Source organism: Arthrobacter sp. B10-11, assembly GCF_033142195.1.
In the GTDB taxonomy this organism is placed as follows: domain Bacteria; phylum Actinomycetota; class Actinomycetes; order Actinomycetales; family Micrococcaceae; genus Arthrobacter; species Arthrobacter oryzae_C.
The window spans coordinates 220715-245595 of sequence record NZ_JAWMTH010000005.1; the positions used below are offsets into that span (position 1 = coordinate 220715).

The following is a 24881-nucleotide window of genomic DNA, read 5'->3' on the forward strand; positions in this document are numbered from 1 at the left end:
GGAATGTCCCTGCCCGTTCGCTGATGTTTACCAACCGGCAACAAACGTGTTCTTCGGCTGTGGCGCACCTCACAAGTGCCGCTCAGCCGTACCGGCGAAACGCCTCCCTCAGGCCCTCTGCCACTACTTGCGCGACGACGCCGGCCCTGTCGCCGGGGCCGTGGACGCCCGCCGGCTCCACCGAGGCGATCAGGGCCGCCGCGTCCGCCAGCCCCATGGTGACCGGAACGTCCAGCAGCGAACCGACTGAGAGGCGGGCCCGCCGGGTATCGTCCCAGGCGTCCGGCCCGGGGTCGTCGTGGAAGATCCGTGCCAGCGACAAGCGATGCCAGGCCCCGCCTGCATGGACGGATGCCCGGTAGGTCACCGCGTCGCCCCGGACGTCAACCCGTCCGCCGGCCAGGAAAACCCTCGGGCCGAAGGGCGCGAAGTCCAGGAAACCGGTGAGCCGCGCGGGCGCGGCCGAACCGTCGAGCGGGAGGTGCACCGTGACGGTGAGACGGACGTCCGGGCCGCCGGACCCGCTGCCGGCCACGCCGTTTCCCTGGCCGGCAAACCGCTCAGTGAAACGGATCCCGGCGGCCGGTTCAACCATCGCCGTGCAGGAAGCGTCCTTGGGCAGGCCTTCGGCGGTCATGTCCTTGAGGTAGCGGCGGGCGTCCCGGTATCCCATGCCGATCAGGGTGTCCGCGTCGATGCGGTTCAGGTAGAACTCCGGATCCAGCGGCAGGGGATTTTCCGGCCTGACAACGTGGAGGATGAAATCCCTGCCGGCAGCCTTCGCGGCCTCGAAGTCGGCCAGGAGGGCACCCATGGCGCTCATTTCGATCATATGGACGTACTGTTCCAGCGGGCCGTCGCCCCAGTAGCCGGTGTTGCCGATGCACCAGACCAGCCACACCTCGTCCGCCCCGCGACGGAGGGCTTCAGCCACGTTGGCGTCCCGGACCCAGACCGCGTCAGTCCAGATCTTCCCGTCACGCCGCAGCGGAGTGAGGAAGATGGGCAGCGACATTCCCGCCGCCATCAGTCCGGCATCCACGTCACGGGCATCGATGGCGTGGCAGAGCTTCCCCGTGAACTCCACCACGTTGAAAGTGCCTTCGACGGCGCCCGGCAGGGCGGCACGGCGCCGGATCTCGCCGTCGTCGATCCCGAGGGCAGGAAAAACCTTGCCGAGCAGGCCATCGGCGTCCCCGAGGGCGGGCAGTGACCACGGGCCCTTTGCATAGTCTCCCGGCGGCAGCGCCGAGCCGAAGTCCTTGACGCTGACGCCGGACCAGTTCCGGCACATGTCCTCGGGCGACACCCCGGACAGCAGCATTCCCGCGGTCAGGATGCCGCCGGACGTCCCGTCCACGTGGTCGAAGTGCAGCCCCTCTTCCGCCAGTGCGCGCACCACGCCTGCCTGCCATGCCACGCGCATGCCGCCGCCGGCCAGGACCAGCGAGCGCTTCATTGCGTTGTCCCCGGTCCGGTCACCCCGCCGGCGTTCCCGGGGGTCTCCTGGCGCGTATGGAGCTGGCGGCGCAGATAGATGAGGCAGAGTGCCGCCGTCGCCAGGTCAAACGCGGCCACCGCGAGCGCCACGGGTGCGAAGACCCCGTTGAGGACCCCGACCGCGACAGCGGCGCAGGCTCCCGCTTTCTGCACGCCGGACCACAACAGCACTTCCGCCGCCGGCTGCGGGCGCAGCAGCGTGTGGAGCAGGAGTCCGCCCACCACCACCATGAACATCCCCACAGTGGCGAACAGCTGGCGCGCCGCCGTCGTCGGGTCCGCCCCCAGCAGCTCAAGGACGGGGCCTCCGAACGGTATCTGCACCGCTCCGGAAAAGCCGGTGACGACGGCGATGGCGGCCAGGACGGCGCGCAGCGGATCGGCCGCGATCCAGGCGCTGACGCCGGGAACAGCCGCCCCGGACGGGCGGACCGCCCCGCTCATGTCCACGCCTCCCACAGCCGGCCCCGGTCCACCAGCAGCCAGACGATGGCCAGCCAGGTGAGCGTGGAGACGTAGAAACGGATGTCGTTGAGCAGCATCCACCGCCGCAGCAGGGACCGCAGTTCGGCGTCGTCGGCGAAGTCGCCGCCCCGGATCCGGACGTTGACCGGGATGATCATGGCCTGGCCCACCACGGTCAGGACGATGATTCCGAGGAGGCAAAGCACCGCGGGAAGGAGCCGGAAGGTGCCCCATTCAGTCCACACCAGGACGATGCCGGAGATGAACATGGGTGGCACCACCACGGTAAAGAACTTGGTGGCCTGGCGGGTGGGGATGCCGAAATGCATGTCCACGTTGCCGCGGTCCAGGGACTCCCACGTGGGGTAGAGAAAGAATTTCAGGACCCACATGGTGCCCACGTACATCGTGGCGCCGAACAGGAAATACAGCGCGTTCAGCAGTAGGAGCCAGTTCACGGCGTGTCTCCGGTGCCGGTGCCCCCGGCGCCTCCTGTGCCCGTGCCGGCTCGGGCCGTGGTGCTGCGGTCCGGCGCCGGCAGCCATTCCTGGCCCTGGCCCAGCCCCGCCACTGATTCGAGCGGGTCGCCGCCGGGGATCCGCGCGGCCTCCTCGGCGGTCGGGGCTGTCAGGAACCAGGCCTCGTAGTGGTCGTCCAGCACGCCGTGGGCTTCGGGCAGGTAGGCAGTGAACACCGGTTTGGCCGCCGGCTGGAGGGTTTTGAGGGCGGCTACCCCGGGTGCGTCGCCCAGCACCAGCCGGGCCTTGGCGTCGCCTCCCAGGGCAATGTCTCCGGTGGCCTCGAAGTAGATGTCGGACTTCCACAGCATCCCGCGGAAGGCGCAGTAGTTGGAGGCGGCCAGCTTGAGCGGGATCCCCATCGGCGCGGGCCGCTCAATCTCGATGAAGCATCCCAGCCTGCCCCCGTCGTCGTACTGCGCGGAGACGGTGGAGCCGGTGACCACGAAGTCCAGGCTGGCCTGGTGCTTGGGCATGCCCCAGATGCCTTTGCCGCCCTTGACCGAGACCTCGGTGCTCACGGGCAGGTCCACGACGTACTGCCCCAGCCCGAACGTTTTCTGGAAGAGCAGCGGCAGGAGGGGCGGCGCGGGCCGGGAGCCGTGCGTGACGGCGATCGCCAGCGAGTATTCAATGTATTTGCCGATATCCGTAGACTTGTAGTTCACCACCGTGACCACCAGCAGCCCCTTGCCGCCGAGGCTGAAGGGCCGGAGCTCCGTGCCGGGCAGGATCGCGGCCGCCGCCCGCTTGTTGATGGGGAAGGCCGCCATCAGCACGGGTGAATCGTCGGAATTGACGGGCATGGAGTATTTGATGCCGTCCACTGTGGCGTGGTGTCCACGCAGTCGCTCCTGGCGGTGCGGCACGGGCGAGGGCACCAGCCGCAGCAGGGACGCGGCCAGCCCGATGAGTTTGTTCATCTGTTCAGCTCCTTGAGGATGATGGGATAGGTGTCCGCCCAGGCGCGGGCCCCAAAGAAGACGTCCAGGTGCCCGTATCCGGGCAGCAGATGCAGGGAATCCTTGCCGGGGCGGTGGCCCTGGAAGAAGGCAAAGGTCCGCTCCTGGCTTTCGGGCAGGAAGCAGCGGTTGTTGCGCCCGGCCAGGAAGGAGAAGCGGGCGTCGGTCTGCGGGGCCCCGGCCAGGAAGTTCGCGGGCAGTTCCGGGTGGTTTCCCGCGGCTATGATGCGCCGGGCCAGCACACTATGGCCCATCTCGGACAGGAACGTGAAGGGGACCTCGGCAAACTCCCCGCTGATCCAGTTGTGGGTGGCCTCATCGAGGTTCTCGTGCGACCAGAGGGCCGGCCGGCCGCTGCCGTAGGTGAAGCTGACCAGCCGGCACACCAGGTTGTCGCATTCATGGTGGGTGGCCTTGACCATGGACCTCAGGATCCGGGAGAGGTACCCGTTGGATTTGTAGCCCCATGCCGGGGACAGGTAGGGAGTGAACGGCTTGAGAATTTCGGCCAGGTAGGTGATCTTGATGACCGACCACAGCGGGATCACCGGATGCAGCGACACGGCGTTGGAGACCACGGTGTCCACCCGGGGAAGCAGCCCGGCAACGGCCGCCATGGTGAAGGACACCGACCCCTGGCAGTGGATCACGGCCTTCAGGGTTTCGGCGCCGGTCGCCTTGAGGACGTAGTCGACGGCGGCGGGGTGGTCGTACACGGCGGCGTCACCCAGCGTCCAGGACAGGGGTTCAAAGTCGATGGAGGCCCGCCAGTTCAGGAGCCACACGTCCCAGCCGTCCTCCAGCAGGGCATCCACCAGGGTCCGCGGCAGGGGCGGCCGGAAGAGTTCGGCCCGGACCCCGGCCCCGTGGACCAGCAGCACCGGCCCCTTCTTCGGTGTTCCGGCACCGGACGTCCCGGCCGTGGTGACGTGCAGCAGGGTCAGCGGCGTTCCGTCCCCGGCGGCAAAAGGGATCACCTCCGTGACGTGGTCCGCCCGGGTGATGGTGCGGGGGCTGCTCATGGCGGAAATCCCTCCCTGGCGACGGTGACGGGTGGTTCGAAGAGCCGGAGCGGCGGCAGTCCGTCGGCCGGCACCGGGCGGAGGCCGCCGTCGCCGTTGTCCTGCAGGTTCCAGTCCCGGCAGATGCGGTCCACTGCCACCGGATACACCGTCAGGTCGCCCTCCGGGGTGATCCGGATCCGGAGGAAACCCTTGTGGTCCTCAACGGCCTGGCCGGACATGGCCCAGGAGGCCACTTCTCCGCTCGAAGTCCTCAGGATGAAGAACGCAAACGCTTCGCTTCCGGCCGCGTACCCGGTGGCGAAGATGACGGCGAGCACCAGTGCAAGGGTGAGGAAAGGCGGCCAGGCCGCCGGCCACGGGAGGAGGAGGACGACGGCGATCCCCGCCCCGAGCGCTGAGAGCTGCCAGAGCGCGCCGCGGGCAACGGTAAACCCGGCGCCGTTTTCCCGCGGCTCCCGGGCGAGGCCGAGTGCGGTGCCGAGCGTGACCAGCAGCAACAGCAGGAGCAGGGGGACCACGAAGATTGTCAGCGCGAGCAACCCGGTATTGCCTGCCTTCAGGCTAAGCAGGCTGTCCACGAAGGAGAGGCCGCGGAAAGCGCTGAAAACCGTCCAGAGCGTCAGGGCGGCCGCCATGTGCGCCACGCCGAGCGCCGAGCCGAAGCCCGGGTTCCGCAACGGGAGCCAGAACGGCGTCAGCGGATTGGCCAGGCGTCCGCGGAACTGCCGGGACTCTGCCACGCCCGGGAACGTTCCCGGCGCCAGGGCGAAGCGGCGGCCGGCCCGGGGACTGCTCCCCGGGAGTGTCACGCCGGCAGGCAGCCACCGGGCTTCTGCCAGGAACGCGCCACCCAGGCCGCAGGTGATGAGCTGGGTCCGGCGCGGGTCGGCTCCGGCGGCGGTCGGGAGACTTTCTTCAGCCGGTCCGCCCCGCTCCGTTTCCTCGTAGCGCGAGTAGTGGTGCAGGTCCCCGGTGAGCCACAGCCGTACCGAGGCGCCCGTTTCCTCGAACGTGCCCGCTTGGTGGTTGAAGCGCCGCCGAAGGTAATCCTGCTCGAAGAAATGCACCTGCCGGAACGCGTTCTCGTCTTCCGTTTCGCGGACCCAGTAGGGGGCTGCAACGCACAGGATGACGGCGTCGCCCGGAAGCAGCCGGGTGGTCACCGTGTTGTAGAAATAATCCAGCTGCGGTTCGTCGATGTACTGCCCCAGCTGGCTGTCCAGCCCCACCAGCCACCATCCCGGGGAGTCGTCGCCCCCCGTCAGCCGGAGGGCGAAGTAGCTCCGTGTCTGGATGGTCCGCCAGCCGCCAATGTTCCGCTGCCGCGTGAACAGCCGGATGAAGGACGTCAGGCCGTCATACCAGTCGTGATTGCCGGGAAGGGCCAGCAGCACGGCGGCGCCGCCGGGGGAGCGGCCGCCGGGAAGCGCCGTCCGGTACGGACCCACCATGCGGTCCTCGTACGCGGCGGGTGCGGCCACCGGGTACACCTCGTCGCCGCCCAGCACCAGGACCTTGCCGCGGCGGAGATCATGTCCGTCAACCCGCAGCGACTCTTCGGCCAGTAACGACGCCACCGTGTAGGTGGCATCAAATCCGTCGCCCAGGTCGGCCGTGAAATCCAGCCACAGGTCGTCGGCCACGGAAGCCGTTTCAGTCCCCGCTGCCTCAGCCCCGGCTGTGTCACCCCCGGCGGCGCGAGCCCCCGCACCGGGCAGGCCGAGGTCACGGACCACCGGCTGCGCGGGCTGGCCCGCTACGGGCAGCCGCTCCAGATCGAGTTCGTAGCCGGGAAAGCCGCCCTCCAGCTCGCGTTTGTCGCCGAAGTCGGCGAAGACGGACGCAAGGACTACCCGCACGGCGGTCCTGCCCAGCTGGGCCGGGGCGAGCCAGCGCACAGCATCCCGCGGAGTGAAGCCAAGTCCGTTGCTGTGCCGCGCCAGCTCAGCCCGCTTCATCCCCGTCGCCTTCCATGGCCGTCGCTTTTCATCGCCGGGCGGGCCGGGCGTGGAGCCGGCGCCCGTACACCTGCCACAGTTCGCCCAGGAACACCCCGCCGAATGCCGCCAGGGCGCTCGCAGGGGCCGGTCCGATTGCGCGGAACGTGGTCAACTGCCGGGCGAAGTCCCACGGCCGGATGTACAGGATCCCGGCCCCCGCCACCGCTTCGGAGTTTTTGTCCACATCAAGGGGGTTCCGGGGCGCGGAAGTCCCCGTATCTGGACGAAAACTCGCTGCCGTGGCGGTGGGAGTGGCAGCGGCCGTACCCGGGGGCGGGACATGCCCGCGCAGGACGGTGACGTACAGCGTGGTGGTGTCACCCCAGACGTCGAAGCCCGCGTCATTCCGGACGTCCTTGTGGCCCACGAAAGTCAGCGGGGTGCCGCCGGGATCCCGCAGCCAGAGCCGGTAGAGCATTTTCCGCCCGGCACCGTCAGGCGCTTCCCTGACAAAGAGATTGAACCACCCCCGCTCCACCGGCAGGCGGCCGCCGAACTGGTCGGCCAGGACGTAGCCTTCCGCTGTCGCCGGATGGAGCGGATCCCGGACGAACGCGTCAATGTCAGGCGCGGTGATGGTCAGTTCGAACATCATCCGGCGGCTGCGGTCGCGGCCCAGGCTGCGCCCCTTCCCGGGGTCGTGCACGCCCGCGCTGAACCACCCGTGCATCTGCTCGGTGAAGCTGACGGAGGTGGGCCCCGTTTCGGCCAGTTCGGCCTCCTCCTCGATTTCTGCTTCCTGCAGGGCCTCGCTTTCGGGAAGTACGACGGCGGCCGGCAGCCCACGCGGGCGGCCGCCGGTCCGAACGGCGATGGTGCTCTCTTCCCGGGGTGCTTTTGCCCCTTTGGTGGCGTCCGGCACCAGGGCACGAAGCGGGCCCGGCTGGTAGCCGGGAATCCCGCCGTCGGGCGCCCCGCCGTCGAACTTTCCCGGCGGGACACCGGGGGTGCCCAGTCCGCCCCGCTGCCCGCGGAGCCGCCCGCCGTCGTCGGTTCCGGCCAGGATCCGGTGGCAGGCGCGTTCGGCAAATGCGGCAATGGTCAGGGCGGGGTTGGCTCCCACCGGCCCGGGCATCGCGGCACCGTCCACCACATGCAGGCCGGGGTAGCCAAACACCTCACCGTAGGAATCACACACTCCCTCGCTGCTGTTCCGCCCGGCCGGGGCGCCGCCCAGCGGATGCACGGTGATGACCCGCTTGCTCCACCAGAGCGGGTTCTGCTTGAAGCTGCCGCCCAGTTCCTTCGCTATCGCCTGCATTGTGTCCTGCATCCGGCCGAAGTACGCGGCGGACGTGGCGAGGGTCCAGTTGATGGCCAGCCGGCCGCCCTGGAGGGTCATCACCCCGTCCGGGATGTCCCGGCCCATGCCGAGCAGGGGAACTGACGACGCCGAGAGGCGGCCGTCCCCGAGGGCTGCGGCAAGATCCGCCGAGATGTTGGAGCGCTGGGCGTGGAAGAGCCTGTCCTTGAGGAGCTGCACCATCACTTTGCCGGCGCGCCTGGCCACTTGCCGGAACTGCCCGGTCTCCAGCAGCCAGTTCATGAACGAGGGGTAGCCGGCATCCTCGATGTAGTAGCCGCGGCCGTCGCCGCCGTCCGTGGAGTCGGGGGTACGGATGGCCGTGGTGATCACCGGACCGTTGCTGCCCGAGAGCGTGCGCGTCACGCCGTCGGGGTCCTTGGCGTCCAGGACGAAGCCCAGCAGGTCGCCGTTTCCGCTGAACCGGCTGCCCAGTGCCGGGCTCAGCGCGGGCAGCGACGCGCGGTTGCGCAGCAGCAGGAACGTGGTGCCGAAGGTCCCGGCGGCGAGGAGGAGCCGGCGGCAGTGGATCACCTGTTCGCGCAGGAGTCCGGGCGCGGCGTCGGCCGGATCGTGGACGACGTAGCGGACCTCATAGCCGCCGGCCGGAAGGGGACGGATGCCGCGGACGTCATGGTGGGTCCGGATGTCCGCCCCGGCAGCCTTGGCCGCGGACAGGTAGTTGTGGTCCAGGGTGTTCTTGGCACCGGTGTTGCAGCCGATGTCGCATTCCCCGGACAGGGTGCAGGTGGTGCGCACCGTCCCTTCGCCGTGGACGCTGCCGTAAGGCCCGGGTGGCAGCACCTGGTTCCGGGCGGGAGCTGCACCCGGCGAGGCTGAGAACGTGACGGCGATGGGCGGCCGTGTGATGCTGAGCCCGAGGGCCCGTGCGGCGGTTTCCATGGCCAGGGTCTTGGGCGTGTCCTGGTAGGGGTAGGGCACCGGACGGAGCATGGCCTCGGCGGCTTCGTAATACGGCTCGAGGTCCTGCCTGCTGAACGGCCAGCTTTCGTAGCCGCCTCCGGGAACGGGAGATTCCTGGACGAACCACTTCTCGTCCTTGCGCAGCAGCACGTTCGCGTAGATGAGGGATCCGCCGCCCAGTCCGCTGGAGACGATTCCTTCCAGGCCGCGGAAGGTCCAGGCATCAAAGAGGCCGTAGAGGCCTTTGTCCGGATCCCAGAAGTTCCGGCCCATCTCCGACGGTGTCCTGGCGAAACTTCCCGGCGGGTAGGCCCGTCCCCGTTCCATGAGGACCACGGACTGTCCGCCGGCCGCCAAACGGTAGGACGCTACCGATCCGCCGAAGCCGGAACCCACCACCACGGCGTCCACCGACTCCGCGGGTTCATCATCGCCTTGCACCACCGGTTCCACGCAATTCCCCTTGGAAGAGCAGACCCGTCCCACCATCCTGCGGCCGGCGCACCTCGGCGGTGCGAAGCGGCCACGGGGCGGTCAGACGCAAACCATAGCGACATGTTCCCACTGCGGACGGGGTCTGTCCACGGACCCGGGGGAGGAAAGCCCGGTGCAGGAACCCAAAAGGGGAGTGCTAGACCCGGATCCGGTAACCGCGCTTGACCACGGTTTCCACCATCCGGCCGTCCGGAAGGGACGAGCGCAGGCGGCTGACGGTCATATCCAGCGCATGCACGGAGCCGCGCAGTTCGAGCAGTTCGGACAGCGATTCCCGGGATAGGACCGCGCCCTCGGCACCCAGCAGGGCCCGGAGCAGGAGGAGCGGCGCGGGCGCCATTTCCACCGCTTCGCCGTCGATCCGGAGCGACCGTCCGCGGAGCTCCACGTTGCCGGACCGGGTGTCCAGGCGCCGCACATGGTTCAGGGCCAGGTGCTCGCAGACCAGCCGGATCAGGGCACCCATCCGGAAACGCTCCGGAATGAGCGGTGACAGGCCCGCGTCGAGCAGCGGCTGGGCCGTGATGGGACCCACCACGGCGGTGGTGACGGTAGTCTTCAGGGCGTCGACCAGCTGCTTGTAGAGGCCCATTTCGTGCGCTGTGCTCCACATGGCGTCGACGGCGGGCGCACTGGTGAACGTCAGGACGTCCAGGTTGCCGCTGCAGGCGGCCTCGATCAGCCGTGGCAGTTTGTCCTCGCCGTCGGGCTTGACCCAGCGGTACGGCGTCACAGTGAGTACGATGGCGCCTGACATCCTCAGCCGCTCAAGCTGGCGGACGTCCGTGTAGCCGTGCAGCTGGACGGCCACGGTCTTGCCGCGGACGCCTTCCTTCAGCAGCATGTCCACCAGGGTGGCCGTGGTTTCGTCGCTGCTGATTCCGACGTCGGCAAGTCCGGCGGCGCGGACGGCACCACGGGCTTTGGGCCCGCGGACAAACATCCTGCACGCCGCAAGGGTCTCCAGCAGTTCGTCGCCGATTCCGGACGCGTCGGCAGCCTCGCACCAGCGGCGCATGCCGTAGGCGGTGGTGGCGATGCAGAGATCGGGCCTGGCGGCGATGATGGCCCGGGTGTCGTCGATGAGCCGCATGTCCTCCTGCACCGGTGCGATCTTGAGGGCAGGCGCGTGCAGCACCTCCGCGCCGCGCCGCTCCAGGGCCTCGATCAGGTCCTGGGAACGCCGGTGCGACGTCACGCCGATCCGGAAACCCTCCAGGGGTGCATCGGGGGCGTCGGCGGCAGGGGAGTCCTGCGGGCCGGAGGCGGGGGCAATTGAGTTCAAGGCGCTCATGGTTTTACTTTCACGATTCCATCAGTGACGCTGCGAGGCGGTCGAGGTCAGCCGCCGCCTCGGCGTGCCCGCGGTTGGCTTCAGCCACCCGCACCACCTCGCCGATGACCAGCACTGCCGGGTTAGTGCAATCGGCGGCCGCAGTCACAATCGTACCCAGCTGGGCGATGGTGGTGCGCTGGCCGGGGCGGTAGCCGCGTTCGACGACGGCCATCGGCATGTCTGCAGGCATGCCCGCCCGGCGGAGGCCGGCGGCCAGCTGGTGGAGCGTCCCGATGCCCATGAGGACCACGATGGTCCCGCCCAGCCCGGCAAGGTGCGTCAGTTCCTTCTCGGTCAGCGGGGCGTGGCCGGACACCACGGTGAACATGTGGCTGACTTCGCGGTGCGTCACCGGGATGCCGGCTGCGGCCGGAACGGAGATGGCGCTGGTGACGCCGGAAACAACCTTGACGGGGACGCCGGCGGCCACGCAGGCGGCAACTTCTTCGCCGCCGCGGCCGAACACGTAGGGATCCCCGCCCTTGAGGCGGACCACGTTGTTTCCGGCCAGGGCGCTCTGCACCATGAGCTTTTCGATGTCGCCCTGGCTGACCTTGTGGTGGCCGGGCTGCTTGCCCACGTCCACCAGCTCGGCCGAGGTCAGGGACGGCAGCTCCTGGTAAGGGGCGAGCCGGTCGTAGAAGACGACGTCGGCATCGCGCAGCGCCTTGACGGCGGCAACCGTCAGCAGTTCGCCGACGCCGGGGCCGCCGCCCACCAGCGTTACGTGGCCCACTGCTCCCGCAGCCGGTTCCACCGCGACCGGGATGCCCGTCTGGCGGCAGCGGTTCAGCAGTGCGTCCCAGCCGGGCTGGCCGTCGTCGACGGCAGCCACGAGGAAGGGGCGCTCGGGCAGCGGCCCGTCGTGGCTCGCGCCCTGCGGGGTGCTGAGGCGGGAGACGACGGCGCCGGCGGCCTGGTAGCGGCGGACCGCCTGCCGTGCGGCGTGGTCGGAACCGGTAACCAGAACTTCACGGCCCGTGAGATCAATGCTGAGCTGCATGCCTATACCTCGTTCTTGTCGAGTTCCGGAGTGGAGGGACGCATCGGGATGGTGGCCCCGATCAGGACCTTGCCTTTCTCTTCCGCCGTGGCGGGACGCATCTGGCCGCGCTCGTCGGAGACGAACGTGATGGAGTCGTCCTTCTGGTCGGGGGCGTTGACGAAGGAACGGAACCGGCGGAGGCGCTCGGGGTCCTTGAGGGTGTCGGCCCATTCGTCCTGGTAGGTGTCCACGTGCTTGGCCATGGCGGCCTCGAGGTCCTCGGCGATGCCCAGGGTGTCCTTGACCACCACGTCCTCCACGTGCTTGATGCCGCCGTCGAGCTCTTCCTGCCAGCGCGCCGTGCGCTGCAGGCGGTCCGCGGTGCGGATGTAGTACATGAAGTAGCGGTCGATGTACTTGATCAGCGTCTCGTCGTCCAGGTCCTTGGCCAGCAGCTGGGCGTGCGCCGGGGTGGCACCGCCGTTGCCGCCGACGTACAGGTTCCAGCCGTCGGCCGTGGCGATCACGCCGACGTCCTTGCCGCGGGCTTCGGCGCATTCGCGGGCACAGCCGGAGACGCCCATCTTGAGCTTGTGCGGGCTGCGCAGGCCGCGGTAGCGTAGCTCGAGCTGGATGGCCATGGCCACCGAGTCCTGCACGCCGAAACGGCACCAGGTGGACCCGACGCAGGACTTCACCGTGCGAAGGCTCTTGCCGTAGGCCTGGCCGGATTCGAAGCCGGCGTCCACCAGTTCCTTCCAGATTTCCGGGAGTTCTTCCAGCCGGGCGCCGAACATATCGATGCGCTGGCCGCCGGTGATCTTGGTGTACAGGTTGTACTTCTCGGCCACGGCGGCAATGACGCCGAGCTTCTTCGGGGTGATTTCACCGCCGGCGATGCGGGGGACCACCGAGTAGGTGCCGTCCTTCTGCATGTTGGCGAGGGCGCGGTCGTTCGTGTCCTGCAGCGTTCCGCGGCCGGCGTCCAGCACGTAGGCGCTGTTCTGGCTGGCCAGGATGTTGGCGATGGTCGGCTTGCAGATGTCGCAGCCGGCGCCGGTGCCGTACTTGGCCATGATCTCTTCGAACGAGGTCAGCTCAAGGACCCGGATGGCGTCGAACAGTTCCTGCCGGGAGAGCTCGATGTGCTCGCACAGGGCCTTGGAAACCTCGACGCCGGACTTGGTCAGTTCGCTTTCCAGCAGTTTCTTGAGCATGGGCACGCAGGAACCGCAGCTGGTTCCGGCGCGGGTGCAGCCCTTCAGCTCGCCGAGTTCCTGGACGGGAGCGTTGCCGTCGCAGGCACCGCAGCCGTTGACGGTGTCGCGGATCGTTCCGGCCGTCACGTTGTTGCAGGAACACAGGATGGCGTCGTCCGGCAGTTCGGTCTCCGGGGCGTCGCCGCCGCCGGCGGCGCTGAGGAACGCGCCGGGCTCGGCGGGAAGTTCGCGGCCCAGGAGCGGGCGCAGGCTCATGTACGGTGATGCGTCGCCCACGAAGATGCCGCCCAGGAGGGTCTTGGCGTCGTCGGTGGTGACGATCTTCTGGTAAACGCCGCGCGCGGGGTCCGCATAGACGATTTCAAGGGCGTGCTCGGTCTTGGCGAACGCGTCACCGAAGCTGGCGACATCCACACCGGACAGCTTGAGCTTGGTGGCGGTGTCGAAGCCCGGGAAGGTGGCTTCTCCGCCGTGGAGGCGGTCCGCCACGATCTCGGCCATGGTGTTGGCGGGGGCCACGAGGCCCAGGCACATGCCGCCGAAGTTGGCTACCTCGCCGATGGCCCAGATACCGGGGATCTGGGTTTCGCAGCCGTCGGTGATGACGACGCCGCCGCGGGGACCGAGGTCGAACAGCTGTTCCTCGCCTTCGGCAGCGCGGAAGAGCTCATCGCGGGGCTTGACGCCGATGGCAACGATCACGATGTCTGCGGGGATGATGCGGCCGTCGGCCATGAGCACGCCGGTGACCTGTCCGTCTTCGGACAGCACCTCGGAGGGGAACACTCCGCCGTGGACGGTGAAACCCTTGGCTTCGATCAGGCGGCCGAGCGCCTGGCCGGCGCCTTCGTCGAGCTGGGTGTTCATGAGCCAGGGGGCGCCGTTGATGACGACGGGCGTCGCGCCGAGCTGCTCGGTGCCGGCTGCCGATTCCAGGCCGAGGAGGCCGCCGCCGATGGTCACGGCGTTGATCTTGCGGCCGAGCTTCTCGGTGAGCTCGGCAATGGCCTTGTTAATGGCCCAGACGTCCTCGAGCGTGCGGTAGACGTGCACGTGCTCGGCGCCGGGGATCGGCAGGCGGGCGGCGTCCGAACCGGTGGCCACCACAAGTTCGTCGAATTCATAGGTGTTGCCGGCCGCCGTCTCCACGGACTTGGCAGCGTGGTTGATCTTGATGACGCGTTCGCCGGTCTTCAGGGCCAGGGCGTCGTGGTCCCACATGGAGGCGCTGCCGAGGGTGAGGTCCACCTCGCTGTCCGTGAGCGCCTTGCTGAGGGCCACCCGGTCGTAGGGGAGGTGTGCTTCCTCAGTGAGGACCGTGACATGCCAGCCTTCGAGGCCACGGGCATGCATTGCGTCCGCAAAACGGTGGGCCGCGGGGCCGCCGCCGGCGACGACGATGCGGCGCGGAGTCTCGGTGCTTGAAGTCTGTTCGGTCACTGTGGGCCTTTCGCATGGGGCGCAGCGGTGATCTGCGACCATCTCAATCGAGGTGTCCATCCAGACTAGGTACGGGCAGTTTCGCTTCAGTTTCCCTTATGTTTCGTGAACTTAACTTCTGCATCACGAATGGATTTCCGGGCAGGTGAGTTGCCTTTTACGTGCCGGACACATTGACTGCACGCCGTCGAAACACCGGAGCCCTAGCTTGGAGATGTGGCCGCGTCGGCGGTCCGGGCCCGGCAGCCGTTCCATGGAGCGCCGGGCTGCAGGCAATGCGAGAGGGGCCGGAAATGACCGCAATACTTGAACTTGAAGACCAGACCACCGGATTTGCGACGGGCTGGAACCGCGTCTGCGCCGTGGAGGAACTGGAACTGGCATGGGGCGAGGCTGCATTGATCGGCGGCCGCCAGGTGGCGTTGTTCCGTACTGCGGCCGCCCAGGTGTTCGCCGTCGCGCAGGAAGATCCCGCCACGGGCGCCCATGTGATGGCCCGCGGCATTGTCGGTTCACGCGGAACGCGCCAGACCATTGCGTCGCCGCTGCACAAGGAGGTCTATGACCTCGAAACCGGTGAGTGCTTTGGCACTGCCGATCTCCGCCTGCCCACGTTCCGCACCCGGGTGGTTGACGGCTACGTGGAAGTTGAGCTCTAGGCCGTTGAGCTTTGGCCGGCCGCGGCTACAGCCCCAGGGCCTCCCGTACATCCCCCAGGACGCCGTCGAGAGCTGCCCGGGCCGCCTGCCGCGCCTCGGGCAGCTCTGCGGCTGAACCCACGCTTCGGATGACTTCGAGGTAGCACTTGAGTTTCGGCTCGGTGCCGCTGGGACGGATGATCACCCGGCTGAGGTCCTTGGTGACGTAGAGCAGGCCGTCGGTGGGCGGCAGGGTTTCGCTGCCTTCGGCCAGGTCCCTGAATGTTTCGACGGCGGAACCGCCGAATGACTCCGGCTGGCTGACCCGGAGCCGGTTCATCATGGCGTCCAGCAGGCCCAGGTCCGCGACGCGGATGCTGAGCTGGTCGCTGGCATGCAGTCCGTGCACCAGGTACAGCTCGTCGAGGGTATCGAAAATCGTCTTGCCGTCAGCCTTGGCCGCGGCCGCGAGTTCCGCGATGAGCACCGCGGCGGAGATGCCGTCCTTGTCACGGACCAGCTCCGGGGCCACACAGTATCCCAGCGCTTCCTCGTAGCCGTAGAGCAGGCCCGGAACCCGGGAAATCCACTTGAATCCCGTCAGCGTTTCCTCATGGGCGTAACCTGCAGCAGCGGCGATCCGCGCCAGGAGGCGCGAGGAAACAATCGAATTCGCGAAGACCCCGTGCGCCGCGCTTTCGGCGCCGGCGAGCCGGGCCACGATATGCGCACCCAGCAAGGCCCCCACTTCGTCGCCCCGCAGCATGCGCCACGAGCCCGTGTCCGGATCCTTGGCGGCAACGGCAGCACGGTCGGCGTCGGGGTCGTTGGCCAGCACAATGTCGGCATCCACGCGGGACGCAGTTTCCAGCGCAAGATCCAGCGCTCCGGGTTCCTCCGGGTTGGGGAAGTTCACCGTGGGGAAGTCCGGGTCCGGCCGCGCCTGTTCGGACACCAGAGTGACGTCTTCGAACCCTGCCGCCTTGAGGACGGCAACGGCTGTGTCGCCGCCCACTCCGTGCATGGGGGTCAGGACGATCTTCAGGTCGCGGGCCGGGAACTGTGCGGGCAGTGCCAGGGCCGCCACCGCGGCCTGGTAACCGGCTGTGATCGAGGGCTCCAGCACGGTCCAGCCGGCGGGGGCGAGGGTGATCGAGTCCAGCCCGCCCACGCGGTCGATTTCCGCGGCGATCCGGGCGTCGTAGGGCGCCACGATCTGCGCTCCGCGCCCGCTCTCCTCCACGGCATGCCTGCCGAGGTACACCTTGTAGCCGTTGTCCTGCGGAGGGTTGTGGCTGGCAGTCACCATCACACCGCCGTCGCAATCCAGTGCCCTGACAGCGTAGGCAAGCAGCGGCGTCGGGAGCGCCTGCGGCATGAGGAAAGTTTCGATTCCCGCGGCCGTGAACACGGCGGCGGTCTCCTTCGCGAAGATGTCAGAGTTGTACCGGGCGTCATAGCCGACGACGGCGCGCGGCCGGGTGCCCGGCGCGGCTTCCGCCACAGCGGCAGTCAGGAACGCGGCGAAACCTGCGGCCGCCCGCCGGACAACGACGCGGTTCATCCGGTTGGGCCCGGGGCCAAGCTCGGCACGGAGGCCTGCGGTGCCGAACTGCAGCGTGCCGCTGAAGCTGTCCTCAAGCTGCTGGCGGGCGGCGCGAACCCCGTCGCCGGAGAGCTGGATGAGTTCTGTCAAAGCGGCGGCAGTGGCGGGATCCGGATCCTGGGCGGCCCAGTCGCGGGCATCGCTCAGCAGCTGCGGAAATTCGGCATCGGAAGACGTCATAGGAACAAAGCTATCGCCTAACGCCCAGGATTCCTTGCCCGACAAGCACAGGCGGGCCGCTTGACAGTAAATTTTCCGGACACGTAATGTCTGAAAAATGAAGATGGGCCAGGGGGTGGAATGGTCGCTGCACTGCTGCGTCAACATGTCCTGGGCGCCCGCGGGGGAGGCCGTTAACAGCGCCCGGCTGGCCGAGCTCTACCAGTTGCCCGCCGCCTACCTGAACAAGCAGCTGCAGGCGCTGGTCCGCGCGGGAGTTCTGACGTCGGTCTCAGGACCCCGCGGCGGCTTCCAGCTGGCGCGGCCCGCGGAAAAAATCACGGTGCTGGACGTGGTGCTGGCCATTGAAGGTCCGGAACCCGCTTTTCGCTGCGAATCCATTCTTGCCAACGCGCCGGGAGCGGACCCCGGTGAAGACTACCTGCGCAGCTGCCTGGTGTCGCAGACCATGCGGCAGGCCGAGCTGGCCTGGCGGCAGACGTTGTCCCGGCAGACCATCGCCGGCATTGCCGCCTCGGTGGAGCGTAAGTTTCCCGGCTCCCGGAAGGACATCCTCCGCCGGCTGATGCCCGCCAGGTACTAGATGCCCGCCAGGTACCAGGGGTAGATACCCGGCGGGCGCCGCGGCAGCCGGGGTGCCGTCAGAGCTTGGCGATGATTTCCGCCAGCAGCTTGGAGATGCGCGGACCGGCCGCCTGCCCGGCTTCCAGGACTTCCTGGTGGCTCAGCGGCACCGGGCTGATTCCGGCGGCGAGGTTGGTCACCAGCGAGATGCCGAAGACCTCCATGCCCGCGTGGCGGGCGGCGATGGCTTCGAGAGCTGTGGACATGCCCACCAGGTCAGCACCGATCCGCTTGGCGTACTGCACTTCCGCCGGGGTTTCATAGTGCGGGCCGGTGAACTGCGCGTACACGCCTTCGTCGAGGGAGGGATCGACTTCGCGGGCCAGCCCCCGGATCCGTGAGGAGTACAAATCTGTCAGGTCAACGAAGGTTGCGCCTTCCAGAGGTGAGGTGGCGGTGAGGTTTATGTGATCTTTGATAAGCACGGGCGTGCCCGGAGCCCAGGCCTCGTTGAGCCCGCCGCAGCCGTTGGTCACTACCAGGACCTTGCAGCCGGCCGCCGCGGCCGTCCGGACGCCGTGCACTACGGCGCGGACGCCCTTGCCTTCGTAGTAGTGCGTCCGGGCGCCGAGCACCAGGGCCCGCTTGCCTTCCCTGGTCAGGACGGAGCGGATGGTGCCAACATGGCCTTCCACCGCCGGCGCGGAGAAGCCGGGGACCTCGTCCGCGGAGAGCGTGGCCGTGGTCTCGCCGATCAGGTCTGCGGCGTCGCCCCAGCCTGAGCCCAGCACCAGGGCGACGTCGTGACTGTCCACGCCCGTCTCCTCGGCGATGTAGTCCGCGGCCGCCCGGGCGGCATCAAAAGGGTCCGTGTTCAGGAATTCTGTATTACTCACGGGTACAAGCTATCGTGCCCGCGGTGCGGTGCACAGCTGTGGCGCAGCTCCCTTTATTGGTGTGCGGCGGCGGATGGGTAGAGAATGGATCTTTGTGACTACGCATCCGGATTTCAGCTCACCTCGCATCGCAATACTCGGCGGAGGGCCCGGCGGCTATGAAGCCGCCATGGTGGCCGCCTCACTGGGGGCGCAAGTCACCATCATCGAGCGGGCCGGCCTGGGCGGCTCCGCGGTGCTCACCGACGTCGTACCTTCCAAAACCCTGATCGCGACGGCGGACCTGATGACCCGCGTCGGTGAGGCGGGGGAGCTGGGAGTGAAGTTCGACGTCGACGGCGGCGATTTCGCCCCGGTGATGAGGGCGGACCTGAAGCACATCAACGACCGGCTGCTCACCCTCGCGCGGAAACAGTCCGAGGACATCCGGACGGGCCTCGAACACCAGGGCGTGCGCATCCTGATCGGGTCCGGCAAACTGCTGGACAGCCGCACCATCGAGGTCCTCACCGCGGACGGCACCGAGACAGTGGAAGCAGACACCATCCTGCTCGCAGTGGGCGCCCACCCGCGTGAACTTCCCACAGCGCGGCCTGACGGCGACCGGATCCTGAACTGGGCGCAGATCTACAACATGGACGAGCTCCCCGAGGAACTCATTGTGGTGGGCTCCGGCGTCACCGGTGCGGAATTTGCCTCCGCGTACAACGGCCTGGGCTCCAAGGTCACCCTGATTTCCAGCCGTGACCGCGTGCTGCCGGGCTCGGACACCGATGCTGCGGAGGTCCTGGAAGGCGTCTTTGAGCGCCGCGGCGTGACGGTGCTGTCCCGTTCCCGTGCGGAAACGGTGGAGCGGACGGACGACGGCGTGGTGGTCACCCTGGGTGACGGCTCCAAGGTCACCGGCAGCCACTGCCTGGTGTGCGTGGGTTCCATCCCCAACACGGCGGGGATTGGACTGGAGGAAGCCGGGGTGGCGCTCAGCGAGAGCGGCCACATCAAGGTGGACGGTGTCTCCCGCACCACTGCGCCGAACATCTACGCCGCCGGCGACTGCACCGGCGTCCTGGCTCTCGCGTCCGTAGCCGCGATGCAGGGCCGCATCGCCGTAGCCCACTTCATGGGCGACAGCGTGACGCCGCTGAAGCTGCACCAGGTGGCCTCCAATATCTTCACGTCACCCGAAATCGCGTCGGTGGGTGTGTCCGAGGCGGAGATCGATTCCGGCAAGTACCAGGGCGACGTGGTCAAGCTGTCGCTGCGCAGCAACGCCCGCGCCAAGATGCGCAACCACCGGGACGGGTTCATCAAGATTTTCGCGCGCAAGGGCTCCGGCACCGTGATCGGCGGCGTGGTGGTCGGCCCGAACGCGTCCGAGCTGATCTTCGCGATTTCCATCGCGGTCACCCAGAAACTGCACGTCGACGACGTCGCCAGCACCTTTACGGTGTACCCGTCACTGAGCGGTTCCATCTCGGAAGCGGCGCGGCGCCTGCACGTGCATATGTAACGTCAGGCGGGCGGGCACCGTCAGGCTGGCGCGGCCCGGAGGTGGTCCGTTGACACGGTGGTGCGGGTCATCCGGGCTGCTCCGAGGTACAACAGCCCGGTGATCAACGGGATCACGCTCATGGCGGAGAGCGAGACCACTCCTGCGAGGCTACCGAGGGCCGAAAACCCTATGGGCCCGAGTCCCAGGGCCAGCAGCAGCCAGCCCGCAACGGCCGTCCGTTTGAGGCCCAGGACGGCTGCCGGGAAGGCTACGACCAGGACCGCCACGGCGCGGACCGGGCCGTTGGCGTTCTCGAAGGTGCGCCACGACGCCGAATCCACGGCGAACCAGATGCCCGCCACCACCAGCAGTGCCGTCAGTGCCGTCAGCGCGGGGAGGGCCCACGACGGACGCAGCCAGGCGAGTGCCGCCAAGGCGGCCAGCGGCACAGTCCAGGATGTAACCAGTGCGATTCCCTCGCTGCCCCCGGGATCAGCCAGGGCGTAGCCGCTGATGAACAGGCCGGCAAGGACCGTGAAGGCTGCCATGATGGCCGTTGCCGTCCAAGTCAGTGCCTTTGCCCGGGTGGAGCGGTCCAGCTTCCGCAGGGAGACGATGCCCATCACGGCAGCAACCACGATGAGTGCGGCCGCGGCAAGGAAGATCGTGACTGCGAACATGGCAGGCCTCCCTCGGACTCACGGACTCTAGCTTCCATGACACCCCTTGCCCCGCTTTCAGGGCAAGGGGTCCAAGGTCCCTGGAAAACCGGGCGCCCTGCGCCTCTAGCGGATGACGGCCAGAATGGTTTTGAGGGCGTCCTCCGGCACGGTGCCAGGAATATTGCCGAGTGTGGCGTTGTAAATATGGCTGCCGGTGCAGACCTGGGCTTCGTGGACACCAGCTTGCTTCGTGGCGGTCCACGCGGACCACCGCCGTTCGCGGGCAAGGGTCTCGACCGTAGTCACTCCGGGGGCCAGCCCACTGTAGTTGCAGCTGGCCGCCAGCAACGCCTGCATCTCACTGGCAACAGATAAATCGGTGGCGGTCAGCACCGCAAAGGGAACAGATTCGTCCCCGGACTCAGAATAGGCGCAGCCGCCCGAGTCCGGGGACTCCGGGCGTTCGCCCTCGGGTTCATAGAGTGGCAGCCCCGGGAAGCGTGCCAAATACACCGCTCCGGCCGCGCAGAAGTCCGGCACCGGCTGCCCCGAGGAAGGAGGGCCCGCCGGGGAATCTGACGGAGGGCCGGATGCTTCCGATGACGTGGAAGACGACGTGGAAACGGTGGCCGTAGCCTGCTGGACAACTGGCTCGGTGCCGGGCTCCGCCGATCCCGCTCCAGGGGCGGCGCAACCCGAGGCCACCAGCGTCAAGACAGCAGCCAGAACCCGCGTGACAGCCTGATTCACGGCACCCCCGTCGTCGATGTTGGTTCAGGCTAGCAGGCCGGGATGCAGGAGTGGCAGGGGCCCCGGCGGGGGTCCTGCTGCTTCACGTCACGTCAGGCGGCTGCTGCCGCCTGGAAGTGTTTTTCGATGATGTCCTTGATGTCGGAGTGGCAGCCGCCGCAGCCGGTACCGGCGCGGGTGGCGCCGGAAACCTCGGCCACTGTGGAGCAGCCGTCAACTACGGCGTCCTGGATTTTGGTTCCGCTGACTCCGGCGCAGCGGCACACGGTGCGTGCCGGGTCACTGTTGCCCGCGGCAGCCAGCTGGTCCGGCCCGTCCAGTCGCAGCAGCAGCGACCGGTCCGCCGGAAGCTCGTCGCCGCGCTCAAACAGGGACACCAGTTCCGCTGCGGTGCGCTGCATTCCCACGGCCACGAGGCCTTCCAGGACTCCGCCGCGCGTGGTCATCTTGACGTAGCGGCCGTGTTCCGGGTCCGACCACTGCGCAATCTGCAGGCGCGGGCGGCCATTCACGGCACCGGCCGTCAGGACCTCGTCGTCCCACGGCTCGGCGGCGTTGTCACCGGCCACGGCCATGTTCAGGCCGCGGGCCTTGAGGACAATGACGCCCGGCTTTTCCATCGGCAGCTCCGGCAGCGAATTGGCAACGGCAGCCGAACCGGCCTCGCTGCCTTCACCGGACCCGTTCGCGGACCCCTCCGCCAGCAGAGTCAGGTACTCGGCGAGCCACTCCGCCTGGCGCCAGCCCGGGCCCACCAGGCCGGACGGGCCGGGGGCGGTGCGGCACTCGCTGCAGGACGGATCCGGGCAGCGGACCTCGGCACAGTCGCCGATCCCGAAAATGTGGGGCTCGTGGTGTGCCCGCAGCTTGTGGTCCACCAGGATGCCCGTGGCCGTGGAGAGGCCGCAGCCTTCGGCCAGCTCCACGCGCGGACGGACACCGCAGGACAGGACCAGCAGGTCGCCGTCGATCGCTGAACCGTCATCCAGCAGCAAGGCGGAGAAGCCGCCGTCGGGAGCGTTGTGTTCGAGTCCGGTGGAGCGCGCATTGCCGGCCATCCGCACGCCGCAGTTCCGCAGGCTGGCAGCCAGCACGGCTCCGCCGCCGCGGTCGATGTTCCGGCCCAGCGGGTGCGGACCGTTGTGGACCACCGTCACCGTAGCGCCCTCCTCGGCGGCGGCCAGGGCCGTCTCGAGTCCCAGGACGCCGCCGCCCAGCACCACCACGCGCTTGCCGCCGGCAACCGCCTGGCGGAGCACCTCGGCGTCGCGCAGGTCGCGCAGCGCGGTAACGCCGGCGGGCAGCACCGGATGGGCGGGGTCCGGGTTGAGGCCGGTGAGGTTGGGGATCACCGGGCGCGAACCCGTGGCGAACACCAGCCGGTCGTAGTGCGGGGTGCTGCCGTCGGTGAGGATCACCTGCTGGCGGGCGCGGTCCACCCGGCGGACGCGGACCCCGAGCCGGACATCCACGCCGTCGGCGATCAGCGCGGCGGCGTCGGAGAGTGCCAGGGCCCCGGCAGTCGTGCGGCCGACGCCGAGGTCGGCCACCAGCACGCGGTTGTATGCGGCCTCCGTTTCCTCGCCGATCACTGTCAGGCGGGCGAGCCCGCTGCGCACTGCGGGCAGCAGCTCGTCGATCAGCCGTGCGGCAACCGGACCAAAGCCAACAATTACAATCTGCTCACTCATGAGGCCTCCGATGTCTGAAGAACGCTGTGCTGAAGTCCGTTTGCGGCCGCCCGGACCCACACTTTATTGAATTTGAACTCGGGCATCCCGGAGATGGGATCGGTGGCGGCCTCCGTCAGGCGGTTGGCGCTCTCGAGCTCCGGGAAGTGGAACGGCAGGAAGACCGTCTCTGGCCGGATCGCCGTGCTGAGTTCGGCCCGGCAGAGCACCTCGCCGCGCTCGTTGGCCACGGACACGAACGAGCCGTCCGTGATGCCCATTGATGCCGCGGCCGCAGGGTGGATCTGCATTTTTGCCTCCGGCTGGGACTCCAGCAGCTCGGACACCCGGCGGGTCTGCGACCCGGACTGGTAGTGCTCCAGGAGGCGGCCGGTGATGAGCGTCATCGGCTTCGCTTCCGCGGCTGCGCTATCCCTGCCGGGGTTTGCAACGGGCGTACGACGGCGGCGGGGCGCCACCGGGGTCATGACCGCCTTGCCGTCGGCGTGGGAAAAGCCGTCCAGGAACAGCCGCGGGGTGCCTGTGCTGCCGGCGGGGTAGGGCCAGTAGGCGGCCTCGCCGCGGTCCAGCATGGCGTAGTCGATGCCCGAGTAGTCGGCGAGGCCGCCGGCAGAGGCCAGGCGCAGTTCCTCGAAGACCGTCTCGGGATCCTCGCTGTACGTGGACGGGGCGTCGAGCGCTTCGGCGATCCGGGCCATGATCCAGAGCTCACTGCGGGCGCCGGCCGGCGGCTGCAGGGCACGGCGGCGGCGCAGGACGCGACCCTCGAGGTTGGTCAGGGTCCCTTCCTCCTCAGCCCACTGGAGCACCGGCAGGATCAGGTCGGCTTCGGCCGCGGTCTCGGAGACGAAGAAGTCGCAGACCACCAGGAAGTCCAGGCTGCGCAGGCCCGCAATGACAGCGTTGGCATCGGGGGAGGCCACGGCGATGTTGGAGGCGTGCACGAAGAGGCAGTGGACGCCGCCGGGCTGTCCCAGCGACTTCAGGAGCTGGACCGCGGGGAGGCCGGGGCCGGGTATCAGCGTTTCCGGCACGCCCCATACCTTGGCCACATGCGCGCGGGCGGCGGGGTCCGTGATCTTGCGGTAGCCGGGGAGCTGATCGGCTTTCTGGCCGTGCTCCCGGCCGCCCTGGCCGTTGCCCTGTCCGGTGAGGGTGCCGTAGCCGCTGCGGGCGGAACCAGGCAGGCCCAGCAGCAGGCTGAGGTTGATGGCAGCGGTGGCGGTGTCCGTTCCGTCCACGTGCTGCTCCACGCCGCGGCCGGTCAGGATGTAGCTTCCGCCCCGGGTGGCGCCGTGGGCAAGCCTGCGGGCCGTCTCGCGGATCAGGTCCGCCGGCACTCCGGTCAGGGACTGGACGCGCTCGGGCCAGAACGCGTTGACGCTGCGGACCAGGGCTTCGAAGCCGCTGGTGCGCGCCTGGATGAAGCCGGTGTCCGCCAGGCCTTCGTGGATCACCACGTGGGAGAGGCCCAGGAGGAGGGTGAGGTCGGTGCCCGGCAGGGGCTGGAGGTGGAGGCCGCCGCCGTCGGACGTGAACGCAGCCGTGGCGGAACGGCGGGGGTCCACCACAATCAGGCCGCCGGCGTCGCGGGCTCCCTGGAGGTGCTGCACGAAGGGCGGCATCGTCTCGGCCACGTTGGAGCCGAGCATCAGGATGGTGCTGGCGCCGTCGAGGTCTTCCAGCGGGAACGGCAGGCCGCGGTCGACGCCGAAGGCCCGCATGCCGGCGGCGGCTGCGGAGGACATGCAGAACCGGCCGTTGTAGTCGATCCGGGAGGTGCCCAGGGCCAGGCGGGCGAACTTGCCCAGCATGTAGGCCTTCTCGTTCGTCAGGCCGCCGCCGCCGAATACGCCGACGGCGTCCGCGCCGTAACGGGCGCGGGTGTCCTTCACGGCTGCGGTGATGAGCTTCAGGGCGTCATCCCAGCTGACAGGGCGGTGGACGCCGTCGGAGCCTTTGAGCATGGGCTCGGTGACGCGTCCGGGGTGGTTCAGCAGCGACGCGGACGTCCAGCCCTTGCGGCAGAGTCCGCCGCGGTTGGTGGGGAAGTCCCGTCCGGAGACTTCCAGGACCGGCGCAGCCGCGGCGGTCACGTTCGGAGCCGGGGGAGCCGGCACGGGGTCTGACCCCGGCTGGACAGCCGGGGTCAGAGCCGCTGGGGACTTCAGCGTCATGGCGCACTGCAGGGCGCAGTAAGGGCAGTGCGTGTCGGCGCTTGTGGTCATG

At 68.6% G+C, this 24881-nt stretch carries 19 protein-coding genes; 3 read left to right on the forward strand and 16 right to left on the reverse strand.

The genetic code is table 11. The features are described from left to right. Positions 1–82: 82 nt before the first annotated feature. The 10 genes from RW112_RS16535 to nirB form a co-directional block, all read right to left on the reverse strand. A complete protein-coding gene (locus tag RW112_RS16535) occupies positions 83–1459 on the reverse strand; it encodes a patatin-like phospholipase family protein (RefSeq protein WP_317782807.1) in 1377 nt (458 codons plus the stop codon). Next, positions 1456–1944: a hypothetical protein gene (locus tag RW112_RS16540; protein WP_317782808.1), complete on the reverse strand. Its 489-nt coding sequence runs from the start codon at positions 1942–1944 to the stop codon at positions 1456–1458. The genes RW112_RS16535 and RW112_RS16540 overlap by 4 nt, the downstream gene beginning before the upstream one ends. Further along, on the reverse strand, positions 1941–2423 hold the full coding sequence (locus RW112_RS16545; RefSeq protein ID WP_317782809.1) for a hypothetical protein: 483 nt from the start codon (positions 2421–2423) through the stop codon (positions 1941–1943). The genes RW112_RS16540 and RW112_RS16545 overlap by 4 nt, the downstream gene beginning before the upstream one ends. Continuing rightward, entirely contained in the window at positions 2420–3406 is a 987-nt protein-coding gene (locus tag RW112_RS16550) for an acetoacetate decarboxylase family protein (RefSeq protein WP_317782810.1), read from the reverse strand. Before RW112_RS16550 ends, RW112_RS16545 begins: the two co-directional genes overlap by 4 nt. Beyond that, complete coding sequence (locus RW112_RS16555) at positions 3403–4467, reverse strand: alpha/beta fold hydrolase (protein WP_317782811.1); 1065 nt, start codon at positions 4465–4467, stop codon at positions 3403–3405. The genes RW112_RS16550 and RW112_RS16555 overlap by 4 nt, the downstream gene beginning before the upstream one ends. Further along, a complete protein-coding gene (locus tag RW112_RS16560; protein WP_317782812.1) occupies positions 4464–6428 on the reverse strand; it encodes a hypothetical protein in 1965 nt (654 codons plus the stop codon). The genes RW112_RS16555 and RW112_RS16560 overlap by 4 nt, the downstream gene beginning before the upstream one ends. A 28-nt stretch (positions 6429–6456) precedes the next feature. Further along, the gene (locus tag RW112_RS16565) at positions 6457–9150 is read right to left on the reverse strand and encodes a GMC family oxidoreductase (RefSeq protein ID WP_317782813.1); all 2694 of its coding nucleotides are present in this window, start codon (positions 9148–9150) and stop codon (positions 6457–6459) included. Positions 9151–9328: 178 nt separating this feature from the next. Continuing rightward, positions 9329–10477, reverse strand: a complete 1149-nt coding sequence (locus RW112_RS16570; protein WP_411709932.1) for a uroporphyrinogen-III synthase — start codon at positions 10475–10477, stop codon at positions 9329–9331. A 19-nt stretch (positions 10478–10496) separates the two neighbouring features. Then, the gene (gene cobA, locus RW112_RS16575) at positions 10497–11531 is read right to left on the reverse strand and encodes a uroporphyrinogen-III C-methyltransferase (protein ID WP_317782815.1); all 1035 of its coding nucleotides are present in this window, start codon (positions 11529–11531) and stop codon (positions 10497–10499) included. Positions 11532–11533: 2 nt separating this feature from the next. Next, positions 11534–14173: a nitrite reductase large subunit NirB gene (gene nirB, locus RW112_RS16580; protein WP_317782816.1), complete on the reverse strand. Its 2640-nt coding sequence runs from the start codon at positions 14171–14173 to the stop codon at positions 11534–11536. A 293-nt stretch (positions 14174–14466) separates the two neighbouring features. Between nirB and nirD the strand changes: the two genes are divergently transcribed. After that, complete coding sequence (nirD, locus tag RW112_RS16585) at positions 14467–14832, forward strand: nitrite reductase small subunit NirD (protein ID WP_317782817.1); 366 nt, start codon at positions 14467–14469, stop codon at positions 14830–14832. Positions 14833–14857: 25 nt separating this feature from the next. Here the strand turns inward: nirD and RW112_RS16590 are convergent, their stop codons facing one another. Next, positions 14858–16597, reverse strand: a complete 1740-nt coding sequence (locus tag RW112_RS16590; RefSeq protein WP_317782818.1) for a phospho-sugar mutase — start codon at positions 16595–16597, stop codon at positions 14858–14860. A 97-nt stretch (positions 16598–16694) separates the two neighbouring features. Between RW112_RS16590 and RW112_RS16595 the strand changes: the two genes are divergently transcribed. Next, positions 16695–17180 (forward strand): Rrf2 family transcriptional regulator, encoded by a 486-nt coding sequence (locus tag RW112_RS16595; protein ID WP_317782819.1) that lies wholly within the window; start codon positions 16695–16697, stop codon positions 17178–17180. 58 nt (positions 17181–17238) lie between these two features. On the opposite strand, the gene RW112_RS16600 is transcribed toward RW112_RS16595, so the two are convergent. Next, positions 17239–18057: a purine-nucleoside phosphorylase gene (locus RW112_RS16600; RefSeq protein WP_305940251.1), complete on the reverse strand. Its 819-nt coding sequence runs from the start codon at positions 18055–18057 to the stop codon at positions 17239–17241. 94 nt (positions 18058–18151) lie between these two features. Between RW112_RS16600 and RW112_RS16605 the strand changes: the two genes are divergently transcribed. After that, the gene (locus RW112_RS16605) at positions 18152–19567 is read left to right on the forward strand and encodes an NAD(P)H-quinone dehydrogenase (protein ID WP_317782820.1); all 1416 of its coding nucleotides are present in this window, start codon (positions 18152–18154) and stop codon (positions 19565–19567) included. A 20-nt stretch (positions 19568–19587) separates the two neighbouring features. On the opposite strand, the gene RW112_RS16610 is transcribed toward RW112_RS16605, so the two are convergent. The 4 genes from RW112_RS16610 to RW112_RS16625 all read right to left on the reverse strand — a co-directional run bounded on the left by RW112_RS16610 (position 19588) and on the right by RW112_RS16625 (position 24880). Next, positions 19588–20229: a hypothetical protein gene (locus tag RW112_RS16610; protein WP_317782821.1), complete on the reverse strand. Its 642-nt coding sequence runs from the start codon at positions 20227–20229 to the stop codon at positions 19588–19590. 105 nt (positions 20230–20334) lie between these two features. Further along, the gene (locus RW112_RS16615; protein WP_317782822.1) at positions 20335–20718 is read right to left on the reverse strand and encodes a hypothetical protein; all 384 of its coding nucleotides are present in this window, start codon (positions 20716–20718) and stop codon (positions 20335–20337) included. A gap of 335 nt (positions 20719–21053) precedes the next feature. Continuing rightward, positions 21054–22652, reverse strand: a complete 1599-nt coding sequence (locus RW112_RS16620) for an FAD-dependent oxidoreductase (RefSeq protein ID WP_317782823.1) — start codon at positions 22650–22652, stop codon at positions 21054–21056. After that, positions 22649–24880, reverse strand: coding sequence for a molybdopterin oxidoreductase family protein (locus RW112_RS16625; protein ID WP_317782824.1), 2232 nt, complete (start codon positions 24878–24880; stop codon positions 22649–22651). Before RW112_RS16625 ends, RW112_RS16620 begins: the two co-directional genes overlap by 4 nt. Between the last annotated feature and the right edge of the window lies 1 nt (position 24881).

Bases quoted from the DNA above. Each gene is read 5' to 3' on its own strand.
- RW112_RS16560 (WP_317782812.1), bottom strand. From the start codon at position 6,428: ATGAAGCGGGCTGAGCTGGCGCGGCACAGCAACGGACTTGGCTTCACT.
- RW112_RS16625 (WP_317782824.1), bottom strand. From the start codon at position 24,880: ATGACCACAAGCGCCGACACGCACTGCCCTTACTGCGCCCTGCAGTGC.
- RW112_RS16555 (WP_317782811.1), bottom strand. From the start codon at position 4,467: ATGAGCAGCCCCCGCACCATCACCCGGGCGGACCACGTCACGGAGGTG.
- cobA (WP_317782815.1), bottom strand. From the start codon at position 11,531: ATGCAGCTCAGCATTGATCTCACGGGCCGTGAAGTTCTGGTTACCGGT.
- nirD (WP_317782817.1), top strand. From the start codon at position 14,467: ATGACCGCAATACTTGAACTTGAAGACCAGACCACCGGATTTGCGACG.
- RW112_RS16595 (WP_317782819.1), top strand. From the start codon at position 16,695: ATGAAGATGGGCCAGGGGGTGGAATGGTCGCTGCACTGCTGCGTCAAC.
- RW112_RS16610 (WP_317782821.1), bottom strand. From the start codon at position 20,229: ATGTTCGCAGTCACGATCTTCCTTGCCGCGGCCGCACTCATCGTGGTT.
- RW112_RS16540 (WP_317782808.1), bottom strand. From the start codon at position 1,944: ATGAGCGGGGCGGTCCGCCCGTCCGGGGCGGCTGTTCCCGGCGTCAGC.
- RW112_RS16590 (WP_317782818.1), bottom strand. From the start codon at position 16,597: ATGACGTCTTCCGATGCCGAATTTCCGCAGCTGCTGAGCGATGCCCGC.
- RW112_RS16620 (WP_317782823.1), bottom strand. From the start codon at position 22,652: ATGAGTGAGCAGATTGTAATTGTTGGCTTTGGTCCGGTTGCCGCACGG.
- RW112_RS16535 (WP_317782807.1), bottom strand. From the start codon at position 1,459: ATGAAGCGCTCGCTGGTCCTGGCCGGCGGCGGCATGCGCGTGGCATGG.
- RW112_RS16550 (WP_317782810.1), bottom strand. From the start codon at position 3,406: ATGAACAAACTCATCGGGCTGGCCGCGTCCCTGCTGCGGCTGGTGCCC.